This is a genomic window from Micromonospora chalcea (assembly GCF_028768405.1).
GTDB classification, from domain to species: Bacteria; Actinomycetota; Actinomycetes; order Mycobacteriales; family Micromonosporaceae; genus Micromonospora; species Micromonospora chalcea.
Genome location: NZ_CP118233.1, coordinates 1,431,227 through 1,445,047, shown reverse-complemented (window position 1 = coordinate 1,445,047; position 13,821 = coordinate 1,431,227). Strand labels below are relative to the sequence as shown.

The 13,821-nt window shown below is 75.1% G+C and carries 12 protein-coding genes; 10 read left to right on the top strand and 2 right to left on the bottom strand.

Annotated elements, in window-relative coordinates; translation table 11 throughout:
• Positions 1-104 precede the first annotated feature (104 nt).
• Positions 105-1,238: a peptidoglycan recognition protein family protein gene (locus tag PVK74_RS06795; RefSeq protein ID WP_274478530.1), complete on the bottom strand. Its 1,134-nt coding sequence runs from the start codon at positions 1,236-1,238 to the stop codon at positions 105-107.
• 212 nt (positions 1,239-1,450) lie between these two features.
• Here PVK74_RS06795 and PVK74_RS06790 point away from each other — a divergent pair, with 212 nt between their 5' ends.
• From PVK74_RS06790 to PVK74_RS06750, 9 genes are all read left to right on the top strand, one after another.
• A complete protein-coding gene (locus tag PVK74_RS06790; protein WP_233607907.1) occupies positions 1,451-1,897 on the top strand; it encodes a thioredoxin family protein in 447 nt (148 codons plus the stop codon).
• 113 nt (positions 1,898-2,010) lie between these two features.
• A complete protein-coding gene (locus PVK74_RS06785) occupies positions 2,011-2,451 on the top strand; it encodes a DUF4395 domain-containing protein (protein ID WP_274478527.1) in 441 nt (146 codons plus the stop codon).
• 41 nt (positions 2,452-2,492) lie between these two features.
• The gene (locus PVK74_RS06780; RefSeq protein ID WP_274478525.1) at positions 2,493-4,283 is read left to right on the top strand and encodes a CehA/McbA family metallohydrolase domain-containing protein; all 1,791 of its coding nucleotides are present in this window, start codon (positions 2,493-2,495) and stop codon (positions 4,281-4,283) included.
• 292 nt (positions 4,284-4,575) lie between these two features.
• Positions 4,576-6,213: a serine/threonine-protein kinase gene (locus PVK74_RS06775; protein ID WP_274478524.1), complete on the top strand. Its 1,638-nt coding sequence runs from the start codon at positions 4,576-4,578 to the stop codon at positions 6,211-6,213.
• 54 nt (positions 6,214-6,267) lie between these two features.
• Positions 6,268-7,275: a hypothetical protein gene (locus tag PVK74_RS06770; protein WP_113972755.1), complete on the top strand. Its 1,008-nt coding sequence runs from the start codon at positions 6,268-6,270 to the stop codon at positions 7,273-7,275.
• Positions 7,276-7,348: 73 nt separating this feature from the next.
• On the top strand, positions 7,349-8,353 hold the full coding sequence (locus PVK74_RS06765; RefSeq protein ID WP_043323872.1) for a mechanosensitive ion channel family protein: 1,005 nt from the start codon (positions 7,349-7,351) through the stop codon (positions 8,351-8,353).
• Between the two features lie 204 nt (positions 8,354-8,557).
• The gene (locus PVK74_RS06760; RefSeq protein WP_274478521.1) at positions 8,558-9,787 is read left to right on the top strand and encodes an MFS transporter; all 1,230 of its coding nucleotides are present in this window, start codon (positions 8,558-8,560) and stop codon (positions 9,785-9,787) included.
• 81 nt (positions 9,788-9,868) lie between these two features.
• Complete coding sequence (locus tag PVK74_RS06755; protein WP_064445888.1) at positions 9,869-11,731, top strand: transketolase; 1,863 nt, start codon at positions 9,869-9,871, stop codon at positions 11,729-11,731.
• An 89-nt stretch (positions 11,732-11,820) separates the two neighbouring features.
• Entirely contained in the window at positions 11,821-12,210 is a 390-nt protein-coding gene (locus PVK74_RS06750; RefSeq protein WP_043323876.1) for a DUF2267 domain-containing protein, read from the top strand.
• A gap of 97 nt (positions 12,211-12,307) precedes the next feature.
• Here PVK74_RS06750 and PVK74_RS06745 read toward each other — a convergent pair whose 3' ends face one another.
• Positions 12,308-12,706: a YchJ family protein gene (locus tag PVK74_RS06745; RefSeq protein ID WP_274478518.1), complete on the bottom strand. Its 399-nt coding sequence runs from the start codon at positions 12,704-12,706 to the stop codon at positions 12,308-12,310.
• A 110-nt stretch (positions 12,707-12,816) separates the two neighbouring features.
• On the opposite strand from PVK74_RS06745, the gene PVK74_RS06740 reads away from it, so the two are divergent.
• Complete coding sequence (locus PVK74_RS06740; RefSeq protein ID WP_274478516.1) at positions 12,817-13,818, top strand: phosphotransferase family protein; 1,002 nt, start codon at positions 12,817-12,819, stop codon at positions 13,816-13,818.
• Positions 13,819-13,821 lie beyond the last annotated feature (3 nt).

Below are 13,821 nucleotides of genomic sequence, written 5' to 3'. Positions count from 1 at the left end.
GTTCACCAGTCGTCAATGCCGACGTTTCGCCGCGATCCCGGCCGTAACGACGCGGTGGGGGTGGCACCGTTGCCACCCCCACCGCTCTCCCCGCCGGTGCGCCGTCAGTGCTTGTGGAACGACTGGCGCACCACACCCCCCACCAGCGCGCACCAGGTGGTGGTGCTGATCTTGCCGTTGGGCGGTAGTCCGTGCAGGCGCTGGAGGTCCTTCACCGCCGTGCGGGTGGCGTGGTCGTACTCGCCGGTCTCGATCACCTCGGCGTAGCCCTTGGCGGCGAGCATGAACTGCGCCGCGGCCACCGGGACGCCGGTGGACTTCTGGTCCAGCTCCGGGGCGAGGGTCTCCCAGGTCGGCGCGGTCAGCGTGGCGTCGACGTCGACCGGGATGCCGTTGCGCGCCTGCCAGTCCTGCACGGCGGCGACGGTGGCCGCGTCGAACACGCCGGTGACCGGCACGGTGTAGCCGCGGAACGTCAGCAGGCGCTGGGCGACCTGGACCACCGGGCCGCCGACGAAGCGCCAGATGTCCGGCCAGCGGCGGGCCGGCACGTCGCCGAGCCTGGTGCCGAGCTGCTTGAACACCGCGCGGCGCAGCGCCGGGAACTCCCGGTAGAACATCGCGCCCGGGCAGAGCGTGGCCCGGAAGTCCCAGTGGCCGAAGATGTCGTGGGCGTGCAGCCCGTACTGCCGGCAGATCGCGGCGCACAGCCGGGCGAGGGAGTCGAGCAGTTCCTCCGGCGGCGTCTCGGTGACGTACGTGCCCTCGTTCTCGATGCCGATGGCCCGCCCGTTCTCGCCGGGGCAGTGCGCGGAGATCATCTGCCGGTCGCCGGCGCGCAGCCGGTCCAGGCTGCCGTGCCGTCCCTCCAGGACGTGGCCGCCGCGGCTGACGGTGAAGTGTTGCCCGGTGTCGGACCAGCCGTTGCCGTCCATGTGCAGGTCCTGGCAGTCGCGGGCGAGCTGCTTGGCGTGCTCCTCGGAGTAGTCCGTGACGTTCGGGAACGCCATGTGGTGCACGATGATCTTGTTGGTGGGGGTCGCGCTCACCGACAGCGGATCGGCCGGCGGGCGGGCGGCCCACTCGTCGCAACCGATGATCCAGTCGAGGTCCGCGCCCGGCGCGGCGTGCGCGGCGGCCGGCCGGACGAGCTCGCTCCCGACGACCGCGACCGCGGCGGCGCCGAGGCCGGCCCGCAGCAGCGTACGGCGGTCCAGCTCGGGGTGGTCGAAGTGCATTCCGCCTCCTCGATGGCCCGGCCGGGGCCGGGTGATGTAAAGGAACTCCAACGGCTGCGCGCGAGGTGGAGAATATTGCCAAGGCGGCGCGGCGCGCCAGAGGACAAAAGCGACGTTCGCCGGGCCGCTCCTACCGCCGGAGTAGGCGATCTCACGTCCGCTGACCGGGACGGACCATGTCGCGTCGTGATCGGCCGTGGCAGCCTGGACCCGTGCAGTCGCCCAGCCCGGCCGGGATTCTCGTGCTCGTCGCGGTGCTCGCGGCCGCCACCGCGTTCGGCTGGTGGCGCCGCCGCCACGACGGGCGGCTGCGCGCCGTCCGGAAGCGCCCATCGGACGCCGCCGCGCCGCACCGGGCCACCCTCACCGCCCTCGGGGTACGCCCCGGCGAGCGCACGCTGGTGCAGTTCTCCGCCCCGGTCTGCGCGCCCTGCCGGGCCGCCCGCCGGGTCCTCGCCGACGTCGCCGCCCGCCTCGACGGGGTCACGGTGCTGGAGGTCGGCGTGGACGAGCACCTCGACGCGGCCCGGGAACTGGACGTGTGGCGTACCCCGACCGTGCTGGTGGTGGACGGCGCCGGCCGCGTCGTGCGCCGGGCCGCGGGCGTGCCCGACCGCGACGAGCTGATCGCCGCGCTCACCGCCGGGGCGGCCCGATGACCGGCGTACGGCTGACCCGCCGCCGGGTGGTGGACCACGGGCGGCTCGCCGCGAGCCTCTGTGCGCCGGTCCGTCCCGCCTGACCGCCGCCCCCGCACGAACGGACCCACCCCATGCTGCTCGACCCCCGGGGACCGCGCTTCGCCGCCGTCCTCACCACAGTCGTCCTCGCCGTCGTCCTCGTCACCGGCTCCGGGCTGCTCCTGCTCGCCCAGGCCGTCGTGTTCGCGCTCACCGCGCTCAACCCGCGCCTCGGCCCGTACGGCCTGCTGTTCCGCGCCCTGGTGGCGCCCCGGCTGGACCCGCCGGCGGAGCTGGAGCCGGTCGCCCCGGTGCGCTTCGCCCAGCTCGTCGGCCTGGTCTTCAGCGTCGTCGGCGCGGCCGGCTGGCTCGCCGGACTGCCCGCGCTCGGCCTGGCCGCCACCGGCGCGGCGCTCGCCGCCGCCTTTCTCAACGCCGCGTTCGGGCTCTGCCTCGGCTGCGAGGCGTACCTGACGATCCGCCGTCTGGCCGGGCGGCCGCTGGCCGGCCGGGTGGCGGCGCCCCCGCGCTGACCGTCCGCCCGTACGCTGGCCCCGGCGGATGGGGGAGGGGCATGGCAGGTCGCGCACGGCTGGACCGGCGCAGCGTGCTCGTCGCGGCGGGCGGCCTCGCGGTGGCCGGGATCGGCGTGCCGGTCGGGCTGGCCGCCACGAACGACCGGCCACCGCCGCCCGCGCCGCGCGGACGGCGGCCGATCAGCATGGCGATGCACCTGCACGCCTCGTTCAGCGAGGGCGTGGCCAGCTACGCCGCCCACCTCGACCAGGCCCGCCGCAATGCCGTCGACGTGCTCTGGTGGACCGACCACGACTTCCGGGTCGCCGCCCACGACCACCGCCGGGTCGTCCACTTCGACGGCCCGGAGGAACGCGAGGGCGGGCTGGCCTGGACGTGGCAGCCGGCCACCGAGGGCCGGCTCACCGCGTCGGCCGCCGACTTCGTGGACGTCCCCGACGCCCCCGACGGTCCCGGCCGCGCGCTGCGCCTGGTCGCCGCCGGGACCGGCGCCCACTGGTACGCGGGCAAGGCGTGGAACTGGACGCACACCTCCAACATCTCCGACACCACACTGCACCTCGACGTACGCCCCGAAGCCGCCGGCCGGGACGCCACGCTCACCGTCGAGATCGCGCTGTCGCACCACCCCGCCGGAACCGGCCGCCCCGCCGGGCAGCTCGTGCTGCGCTACCGCCTCGGCGGCGTCGACACGGTCCGGCACTCCGTCGACGGCCGTTTCGGCACCGTGGAGCGGCCCGCCCCGGCCGGCGCCTGGCAGCGGCACACGTTCGAGCTGCTCGCCGACGTGCGGCGGCTCTGGCCCGACCTGGTGGCGGGCGACAACTCGCTGCGCGGGCTGCGCCTCGGCGTCACGGTGGCAGAAGGCGCGCGCGGCGCGTACCTGGTGGACCGGCTCGTCTTCGACCGCGCCCGCCGGGCCGGGCAGGCCGGTGAGGAGATGCGCGCCGAGGTGCTGCGCGGCTACGACGGGGCGTACCCGGGCGTGACCCACCACCGCGCGTACGAGGTGTCGATGGTGCGGCACCTCAACTGGTTCGGAGGCGACGGCACGCTGCCGAGCTTCCCGTCCCCGCCGTACCGGGACAACGATGTCGAGGCCACCGAGAAGATGGTGCGGTTCCTGCACTCGCACGGCGGGGTGGTGTGCTGGAACCATCCGCTGGACACCGAACGCCGCGAGTCACTGGCCCGGCTGCTGGTCAGCCGCAACGCGCTCGGCGTCGACCTGATCGAGATCGGGCGCCGGCCGGTCGAGGACTACCTCTGGGCGTACGACGTGGCGGCCCGCAACGCGATCCCGCTGACCGCCGTGGGGGTCACCGACGACCACGACGGCACCGACTGGCGGGCCGGCCGGGACCGGAACGTCACCTCCGTCTGGGCGGCCTCGACCGGCCGTGACGACCTGGTAGCGGCGCTGCGCGCCGGGCAGGCGTGGTTCGCCGACCTGGCCGGTTACCGGGGCGCGCTGGACCTGGAACTCGGTGGCCGCAGCGGCATGGGCGCGCTCGCCGTGCTCGCCGAGGACCCCGTCACGGTGCGGCTGCGCGCCACCGACCTGCCCGCCGGGGCCACGCTGGAGGTGGTCACCGGCGACGTCGACCGGGCCGGTGTCGCGGACCCGACTCCGGCGGTCCGGGTCGGGCGGGTTCCGTGGCGGCAGTTGCGGGCGGGCTGGCACGACCAGCCGGTGCGCGTCGGCGCCGGCACGTACGTGCGCACCCAGGTACGCGACCGCGAGGGCGAGATCGTGGGCGCCAGCAACCCGATCTGGCTGCTCCGCACCCCTCCGCCCGCAGGCATCCCCCCACCCCGCCGCTTCTGACCGCCACCCTCCGCCTGTTCCGTCGATCATGAAGTTGACGGCGATGTCGGTCCCTTTTGTCCACGCCAACCTCATGATCAACGAGGTGAGGGTGGTTGCCGGGATCTGGTACTCGTGGCGGTGTGTCCGATACCGACCACCTACCGCGTCGCGCCGTGCCGCGCGGGCGCCCGGCCGCCGACCGGCGACCGGAAGCAGCCGTTGCGCCGATGGCCGGCCGCCCCGGCCCGGTGAGAATGACCAGCGAGGCGGCATCCGACACCCGCCCGTGGGACGCGGTGGAGTCTGTCGCATGAGCGGCTGGGAACTGTCCGGCTACACGCCGGTCCGCCGGCTCGGCGCCGGCGCGTCCGGCAGCGTCGTGCTCGCCACCCACGACCGGACCGGCACCCCGGTCGCCATCAAGTACCTGGTCCGCGACCTGGGCGAGGACTCGTCGTTCCGGACCGCGTTCCGCGCCGAGGCCCGGCTGCTCGGCGAGATCGACGACCCGCACGTCAGCCGCCTCTACGAGTACGTGGAGAGCCCGCACGGCGCGGCCATCGTGATGGAACTGGTCGACGGCGTGTCGCTGCGCCAGATGCTGCGCGCGCACGGCCCGACCACGCCCGAGGCCGCGCTCTGCGTCCTCAAGGGCTCACTCGCCGGCCTGGCCGCCGCCCACGCCCGCGGTGTCGTGCACCGCGACTACAAACCGGAGAACGTGCTCGTCACCGGCGCCGGGCTGAGCAAACTCGCCGACTTCGGCATCGCCATGCCGGTCGGCCAGGGCTCCGACACGACTGTCTCCGGCACGCCCCGCTACATGGCCCCCGAGCAGTGGACCGGCGCCCCCGCCGCCCCGACGTGCGACGTCTACGCCGCCACCGCCACGTTCTTCGAATGCCTCACCGGCCGGCCCCCGTACCAGGGACCGGACCTGCTCTCGCTGCGCGACCAGCACGCCTTGGCGCCGATCCCCGCCGAGGCGGCGCCCCCGCCGGTGCACGAGCTGCTGCGCCACGGCATGGCCAAGCGCCCCGACGAGCGGCCCGAGTCCGCCGAGGCGTTCCTCGGCCTGCTGGAACAGGTGGCCGGCGCCGGCTACGGCCCGCAGTGGGAGGAACGCGGGCTGCGCGAGCTGGGCCGCCGGGCGGCGCTGCTGGCCGCGCTGTGGCCGTTCCCCGAGCGGGCCGAGGGGGCCACCGCCGTCGCCCACACCGAGGTGGCGGACACGGCGCTCGGCGCGCGCTCCGGCCGGCGCGGACTGTTCCGCAAGGGCCGCACCCGTACCGCACTCACCGCCGGAGCCCTGGCCGCCGCCGTCGTGGCCGGCGGCGCCGGCTACAGCTACGCCGCCAACGACGGCACCGACGCCGCCGCCCCCACCGGCCCGGCGAGCGCCGCCCCGGCCACCACGACCGCGCCCACACCGGACCCGACCGCCGCCGGGACGCCGAGCCCGTCGCCGACACCCACCCCGCCCACCGCGTCACCGCCGCCCGCGCCGTCCGCCACCCCGGACCGGACCGGGTCGCCGACCCGCGCCGGCACGCCCACCCCCAGCGCGTCGCGCAGCACCACCCCGCCACCGCCGGACGTGACCGCGCCGGTCGTGGACGGGGTACGCGCCGACCCCGGCGAGCTGGACCCGAAGGGCTGCCCCTACGGCGCGAAGAGCAGCACCGTCACCGCCACCGTCACCGACGACCGCAGCTCCCCGGCCGCGCTGACCGTCACCTTCGGCTACACCCTCGACGGCGCCACCGGAACGGTCCGGATGGCCGCCGCCGGCCGCGGCGTGTTCACCGGCACGCTCGGCCCGCTGTCCACGCCCAAGCGCAGCGCCCGCATCCCGATCCGGGTCACCGCCGCCGACGCCGCCGGCAACACGACCACCTCGGCGTCACCGGTGTACGTGACGCTCTACCACGACTGCACCCCCGGCTAGGAGTACGACAGTGCCCGCTGCCCAGCACCGCATCCCGTTCCGGGGACGTCCGGCGTGACCCGGCCCGACGAGCCCACCGAGGCGCTGCCGACCCGCGCCCTGCCGGTGACCCCGCCCGGGGACGCCGATGCCGCCGAGCCGACAGTCCACCTCGTCGCGCCCCGCGCCGCCGCCGAGGCGGAGCCGACCGTTTCTCTGTCTGCGGTGAACGGCGAGCCGACGGTGTCGCTGTCCGTGGACGGCGCGGAGCCCACTGTGCCACTCGCCCGGCCGGAGGTGGACCGCTCGCCAGATGCCGAGCCGACCGTCCACCTGAGTCCGGCTCCGGCTCCGGCAACGGCTCCGATTCCGGCCCCGGGCACCGTGACCGGGCAGGCGACAGTGCGTCCGCGGCCGGCGCCGCCGGCCAGGGGCCCGGGCGTGGAGCCGACCGTCTCGTGGCAGCCCACCGGGGTACCGCATGGGCACCAGGCCGGCGGGCCGCCGGCGGCGACGGGCGCCGGGGCGTACCCGGATCGGACCGTGGGCGCGCGGGCGCCCAGCGGCGTCCCGGCGCCCGCGCCCGGCGGCGAGTTGCGCTTCGGGCCGGGCGTGCCGGTGACGCCGCCGCCCGCGCCGCCCTGGCCGACCGCGCCCCCGATCCGGCCGCGACCGGTCTGGCGGCGTGTCGTCTCGGTGCTGTCCACGCTGCTCACCGCCGCGCTGCTGCTCACTGTCGGCCTCTACCTGTGGCAGCGGCTGCGCCCGATGGAGGTCGAGCAGGTGTCGGTGGCGGCGAACCGGCCGGCCGGTGTCGCGTGCGACGTGACGGTGGACGTGGTGGCCACGGTACGGACCAACGGGCGCGCCGGAACGATCCGCTACCAGTGGTTCCGCTCGGACGGCCCGCCCGGCGCGGTGCTCACCGAGCGGGTCGGCAGCGGGCAGCACACCGCGACCCTCACCCTGGAGTGGACGTTCTCCGGAGTGGGCACGACAGTCGGCACGGCCACCGTCAACATCATCGAACCGGCGCCGATGCAGGCCGGCACCCGCGTCAGATACCGCTGTCCCGGCGGCTGACCGCGTTTCCCCGCGCGCGGGTCCGGGTAGCCCCACCCGAACAAACCTGGACCACGTACGTGGAGGCCCTTCGATGAGAGACAACTTCGGGGACGCGGTGGGCGACGCGTTCCGTTCGGTGATGCTGTTCCTGCCCAAGGCGGTCGCGTTCGTCGCGATCCTGATCGCCGGCTGGCTGATCGCCAAAGCCGTGCTGAAGCTCGTGGACAAGGTGCTGGAGCGGGTCCACTTCGACCGGGCCGTCGAGCGCGGCGGCATCAAGACCGCGCTGGCCCGCTCCAAGTACGACGCCAGCGACATCGTCGCCAAGCTCGCCTACTACGGCGTGCTGCTGGTCACGCTCCAGCTCGCGTTCGGCATCTGGGGCCCCAACCCGATCTCCGACCTGATCGCCGGTGTGATCGCCTGGCTGCCCCGGGCGTTCGTCGCCATCGTCATCGTGGTGGTCGCCGCGGCCATCGCCCGTGCCGTGAAGGACATCATCTCCAGCGCGCTCGGCGGCCTCTCCTACGGCCGGGTGCTGGCGAACCTCGCCTCGGTGTTCATCCTGGGCCTCGGCGTCATCGCCGCGCTCAACCAGATCGGCGTCGCCACCACTGTCACCACTCCGGTGCTGATCGCGGTGCTCGCCACCGTGGGCGGCATCCTGGTCGTCGGTGTCGGCGGCGGCCTGGTCCGGCCGATGCAGAGCCGCTGGGAGAACTGGCTGACCCGGGCCGAGGAGGAGTCGCGCACCATCGCCACGCACGCCCGCGCGTACCAGGCCGGGCGCCGCGACGTCGAGGCCCGCCTGGCCGCCACCGGCCCGTACGCGGACTCCGAGCTGACCCAGCCGGTGAGCCGGGACGCCGAGGCGGACCGTACGCAGCCCGTCCCCGCGTACCCGGCCACCCCGGCCGCCGCCGGTGCGGACGCCACCGAGCCGGTGCCGGCGGAGGCCACGCAGCACATTCCGGCGTACGCGGACTCCGACCGTACCCAGCCGGCCACGCCGCGCCAGCCGACCGCCGAGCAGGCCGCGGACAGCGAGGCCACCATGGTCATCCCGCAGGCCGACGTGGAGAAGTTCCGCCGCTGACCTGGCGGCAGTGACACTCGGGGCCGGGACCGCACGGTCCCGCCCCGATCTCGTGCCCGCCGGGGGACCACCGGGGCGCCTCGCGGCGGATAGGATCCCGGCATGACCTGGCGATGTTGATGCCCTACTGAGCGACGAGGCCGCGGGCCGCCGCGGACGCCGTGCATTCCGGCCGGTGTCCGTCACGTCCCGTGGGAAGGTCCCATGCTCGTCGCTCCTGCCCGCGTACCCGCGACCCGCCGCCTGGCGGCGACGCTCTACGGGTACGCGTTCCTCACCGACCTCGTCCTGCTCTACCCGCTCTACGTGCTGCTGTTCGCCGACACCGGGTTGTCGGTCGGGCAGATCTCCTCGCTGTTCGTGCTCTGGGCGGCCGCCGGCATCGTGCTGGAGGTGCCCTCCGGGGTGTGGGCCGACACGGTGTCGCGCCGGCTGCTGCTGTGCCTGGCGCCGCTGCTCGCCGCCGCCGGTTTCGCGCTCTGGGTGCTGCTGCCGTCCTACCCGGCGTTCGCCGTGGGTTTCCTGCTGTGGGGCGCCGGTGGCGCGCTGCGCTCGGGCGCGCTGGAGGCACTGGTCTTCACCGAGCTGGAACGTCTCGGCGCGGCCGACAGGTACGCCCGGCTGATCGGCCGGGCCCGCACCGCCGAGGTGCTCGGCGCCGTCGGGTCCGGGGTGCTCGCCGGGCCGGCGTACGCGCTCGGCGGCTACCTCGCGGTCGGCGCGGCCAGCGTGGCGACCTGCCTGCTGGCGGCAGCCGTCGCGGCCCGCTTCCCGGAACACCGCCCACGATCGTCCGCGCCGGTTCCAGGTGGCGAGCCGGACGGGCCGCGCGCGAGTGCCGCGCCGGGTGACGACGAGCCCGGCTGGCTGGACAGCCTGCGCCTGGGCCTGCGCGAGGTGCGCGCCGACCGCCGCGTCCGGGCCGCCGTGCTGCTGGTCGCGGCGGTGACAGCGATCTGGGGTGGGCTGGACGAGTACACCGGGCTGCTGGCCGCCGACACCGGCATGGCCGAGGTGGGCGTACCGCTGCTGCTCCTGCTGGTCTGGGCCGGGATGACTGTGGGTGGGCTGCTCGCGCCGCTGGGCAAGCGGCTGTCCCACCGGGGGTACGCGGGCCTGCTGGTGTTCGCGGCGGGCGCGACGGCGGCCGGGGCGCTGCTGCGGCACCCGGCGGGGTTCGTGCTGCTGGCCGCCGCGTTCGCCGCGTTCCAGCTCGCCACGGTGCTCGCCGACGTGCGGCTGCAGGCCCGGATCGCCGGGTCGGCCCGGGCCACCGTCACGTCGCTGGCCGGGATGGCCACCGACCTGACCATCGTCGCCTTCTACGCCGGGTACGGGCTGCTCGCCGGCGCGGTCGGCAACCCGGCTGCCTTCGCGGTCGCGGTGCTGCCGTACCTGCTGGTGGCGCTGTGGCTGTTCACCGGTCGAGCATGAATCACCAGAAAAGGGACCAATGGTCGCGTTCGCGGCCTAGCGTGGGTCCGGAAAATCGGCGACCCCGGGGAGACGATCGCGGTGACGTTGGAAGCAGAGCGCACACTGCGCGACGAGGACCTGACCGGGCTGGCGGAGCTGGCCGCCCAACTCCGGGTGGACGCCATCCGGTGCAGCACGATGGCCGGCTCCGGGCACCCGACATCGAGTCTCTCCGCCGCCGACCTGCTCGCCGTGCTGGTCGCCCGGCACCTGCGCTACGACTGGTCCTACCCGGGCAACCCCGGCAACGACCACCTGATCCTCTCCAAGGGGCACGCCTCGCCGCTGCTGTACGCGGTGTTCCGGGCCACCGGCGCGATCAGCGAGCAGGAGCTGCTGGAGACGTACCGGCAGGCAGGGTCGCGCCTGCAGGGCCACCCCACGCCGGTGCTGCCCTGGGTCGACGTCGCCACCGGCTCACTCGGGCAGGGGCTGCCGGTCGGCGTCGGGGTGGCGCTCGCCGCCCAGTACCTCGACCGGTCACCCGCGCACGTCTGGGTGCTCTGCGGCGACAGCGAGACCGCCGAGGGATCGGTGTGGGAGGCGCTGGACAAGGCCGGGCACTACGGGCTGCGCAACCTCACCACGATCGTGGACGTCAACCGGTTCGGCCAGCGCGGCCCCACCGAGCTGGAGTGGGACCTGGACACCTACCGGCGTCGTGTCGAGGCGTTCGGCTGCCGGGCGATCGTCGTCGACGGCCACGACCTCGGCGCGATCGACGAGGCGTACGGGCAGGCACGCGAGGCCACCGGGCCGACGGTGGTGCTGGCCCGCACGGTCAAGGGCAAGGGCGTGCCGGAGGTGGAGAACGACCCGGCCTGGCACGGCAAGGCGTTCGACCCGGAACTGGCCGACCGGGCCGTACGGGCGCTCGGCGGCCCCCGCCGGATCCGGGTCGCCGGGCCGAAACCTCCCGCCGCGCCGCGCACCGCCGCCGCCGAGCACCGGCAGCCGGAGCTGCCCCGGTACGAGCGCGGGACGAAGGTGGCCACCCGGAACGCGTACGGCGACGCGCTGCGCGCCCTCGGCGCCGCCCGGCCCGACGTGGTCGCGCTCGACGGAGAGGTCAGCGACTCCACCCGGGCGGAGAGCTTCGCCGCCGCGTACCCCGATCGGTTCTTCCAGATGTTCATCGCCGAGCAGCAGCTCGCCGCCGCGGCGGTGGGCCTGGCGGTACGCGGCTACCGGCCGTTCGCGGCGACCTTCGCCGCGTTCTGGTCCCGGGCGTACGACTTCATCCGGATGGCCGGGGTGTCCCGGGCCGACATCGCGCTGGTCGGCTCGCACGCCGGGGTCGAGATCGGCCCGGACGGCCCGTCCCAGATGGGGCTGGAGGACATCGCGGCGCTTCGCGCGGTGCCCGGCTCCACGGTGCTCAGCCCGGCCGACGCGGTCTCCTGCGCGGCGCTGGTCGCCCAGATGGCCGACCACCCGGGCATCACCTACCTGCGCACCACGCGCGGCAAGTACCCGGTGCTCTACGACGACGGCGAGCCGTTCCCGATCGGCGGCAGCCGAATGGTGCGCGACGGCGGCGACGTGGCGCTGCTCGGCACCGGCGTGACGGTGCACCTCTGCCTCACCGCCGCCGACGAACTGACCCGCGAGGGCATCGACGCGCGCGTGATCGACATGTACTCGATCAAGCCGGTGGACCGGCAGCGCCTCGCCGAGACCGTGGTGGAGACCGGCGGGCGGCTGGTGGTGGTCGAGGACCACTACCCGGAGGGCGGGCTGGGCTCAGCGGTGCTGGAGGCGCTCGCCGACCTGGGCGAACCGTCCCGGGTCAACCACCTGGCGGTACGCGGGCTGCCCGGCTCCGGCACCCCCGCCCAGCAGTTCGACCGGGCCGGCATCGGCGTCGGCGCGATCGTCTCGGCGGCGCGGGCCCTGGCCTGAACGCCTGGTCGCCGGGGCCAGGTCAGCGGCGGTGTTTGCCGAAGCCGGCGGCGGGTAGCCACGCTGCCGTTGCGACGGGAGGACAGACGATGGCCGAACCGGAGTTCTACGCGCGGGTGTCCGCCCGCGCCGGCGTACCGGTCGAGACGGCCCGCGCGCTGACCGAGGCGACGCTGCGCACGCTCGCCGAACGGATCAGCGGCGGCGAGGCCGACGACCTGTCCGCGCACGTCGCGCACGAGCTGCGTCCGCTGCTGGCACGCGCCCGGGTCGAGGACCCGGAGGTCTTCGGGTACGACGAGTTCCTGCGCCGGGTCGCCGAGCGCTCCGGCGCGACCCCGTCCGACGCCGAGCGCGGCGCGCGGGCGGTGCTGCAGGCGCTGCACCGGGTGGTCGGGCCGGCCCAGTTCAACCGGGCGCTGTCCCAGCTGCCGCGCGAGATCGCCGAGCTGGCCCAGCCCGCCCCGCGCCCGGCCTAGGCGAAAGGAAGGGCCCCTTGTTAACGCCTCCGGTAGAGGAAGGGCCCCTTGTTAACACCCGCCGCCGCAGGCTGCGCGCGTCGGTGCCGGGGAGGCGTCACTCGGGCAGCGCGTCCAGGTAGACCCAGCGGCCGTCCTCGCGGGCGAAGCGGCTGTGCTCGGCCAGCACACCCGCCCGGCCACCCTCGCGGTAGTGCGCCCGGAACCGGACCGTGCCGGCGCTGTCGAACAGGCCGCCCTGCCCGGTCTCCACGATCTCCAGCCGGGTCCAGCGGGTGCCCGGGTCCAGCTCCAGCCGCTCGGGCCGGGTGGTCGAGTGCCAGCTGTGCCGCAGGTAGGCGGCGTCGCCGAGCGCGAACGCGCTGAACCGGGACCGCATCAGCGCCTCCGCGGTCGCCGCCGTCGCCTCGCCCCGGTGGACCGGGGCGCAGCAGTCCGCGTACGGCCGGCCGGTGCCGCACGGGCATGCCGCCGTCCGTTCACCCCGTCTCGCCATGCCGCGATTCTCCCAAGCCTCGGAGAGGTGTTAACAAGGGGCCCTTCCTCTACCGGAGGCGTTAACAGGGGGCCCCTCCTTACACCTCAACCCAGTAGGCTTCCCGGACCATGAGCGTGAGTCCGACTCAGCGTGTCCTCGACCCCGATCAGGTCCGCCGATACCTCACCGCCTCGCTCGGGCCCGGCGTCGAGGTGGCCGACTGCGGCCCGCTGACCGGTGGCGGCTTCGCCGCCGTCTGGCAGGTACGCCTCACCGACGGCCGGGACGTGGTGCTCAAGGTCGGTCCGCCGCCGCACGTGCCGCTGCTGCGCTACGAGCGGGACATGGTCGGCGCGGAGGCGCACTACCTGCGCCTGGTCGCCGACCACGCACCGGGGGTGCCGACGCCGGCGCTGCTGCACCACGGAACCGACCCCGAGCTGGGCGACTGGCTGATCATGGCGCGGCTACCAGGTCGTACCCTCTGGGACCTGAGCCAGGCCGGCGCGGAGGTCGGGCCGCTGCGCGAGGAGTTCGGCCGCGCGCTCGCCGCGCTGCACGCCGTCACCGGCGAGCGGTACGGCTACGACGGCGACCGGGCGCACGGGGCTACCTGGCGGGACGCGTACACGGCGATGGTGGACGACATGCTCGCCGACGCCGCCGACTGGGCGGTGCCGCTGCCGGTGCCGGCGTCCCGGATCCGGGAGCTGGTGGCGCGGCACGCGGCGGTGCTCGACGCGGTACGCCGTCCGGCGCTGCTGCACTTCGACGGCTGGGCCGGCAACGTGCTCGCCGTGGACGGGCCGGACGGCACGCCCCGGCTCACCGGCCTGGTCGACGGCGAACGCTACCTGTGGGGCGATCCGCTGATGGACCTGGTGTCGCCGCTGCTGTTCCGCCGCGCCGAGGACGAGCCGGACGACCCGCTGGTGCGCGCCTACCGGGCGGCGGCGCCGTTCCCGCTCGACGCCGGGGCGCGGCGGCGGCTCGGGTTGTACCGGCTGTACCTCTACCTGCTGATGACCGTCGAGATGCCCAGCCGGAACATCACCGCCGACAACGACCCGGGCCGGGTGGCGCTGCTGGCGAAGCTGCTCGACGCGGAACTGGCCGACCTGGAAGGCTGAGCG

Excerpts from the sequence above, each read along its gene's own strand:
- PVK74_RS06750 (WP_043323876.1), top strand. The coding sequence starts at position 11,821 with ATGGCCGAACCGGAGTTCTACGCGCGGGTGTCCGCCCGCGCCGGCGTA.
- PVK74_RS06780 (WP_274478525.1), top strand. The coding sequence starts at position 2,493 with ATGGCAGGTCGCGCACGGCTGGACCGGCGCAGCGTGCTCGTCGCGGCG.
- PVK74_RS06760 (WP_274478521.1), top strand. The coding sequence starts at position 8,558 with ATGCTCGTCGCTCCTGCCCGCGTACCCGCGACCCGCCGCCTGGCGGCG.
- PVK74_RS06795 (WP_274478530.1), bottom strand. The coding sequence starts at position 1,238 with ATGCACTTCGACCACCCCGAGCTGGACCGCCGTACGCTGCTGCGGGCC.
- PVK74_RS06785 (WP_274478527.1), top strand. The coding sequence starts at position 2,011 with ATGCTGCTCGACCCCCGGGGACCGCGCTTCGCCGCCGTCCTCACCACA.
- PVK74_RS06765 (WP_043323872.1), top strand. The coding sequence starts at position 7,349 with ATGAGAGACAACTTCGGGGACGCGGTGGGCGACGCGTTCCGTTCGGTG.
- PVK74_RS06775 (WP_274478524.1), top strand. The coding sequence starts at position 4,576 with ATGAGCGGCTGGGAACTGTCCGGCTACACGCCGGTCCGCCGGCTCGGC.
- PVK74_RS06740 (WP_274478516.1), top strand. The coding sequence starts at position 12,817 with ATGAGCGTGAGTCCGACTCAGCGTGTCCTCGACCCCGATCAGGTCCGC.
- PVK74_RS06745 (WP_274478518.1), bottom strand. The coding sequence starts at position 12,706 with ATGGCGAGACGGGGTGAACGGACGGCGGCATGCCCGTGCGGCACCGGC.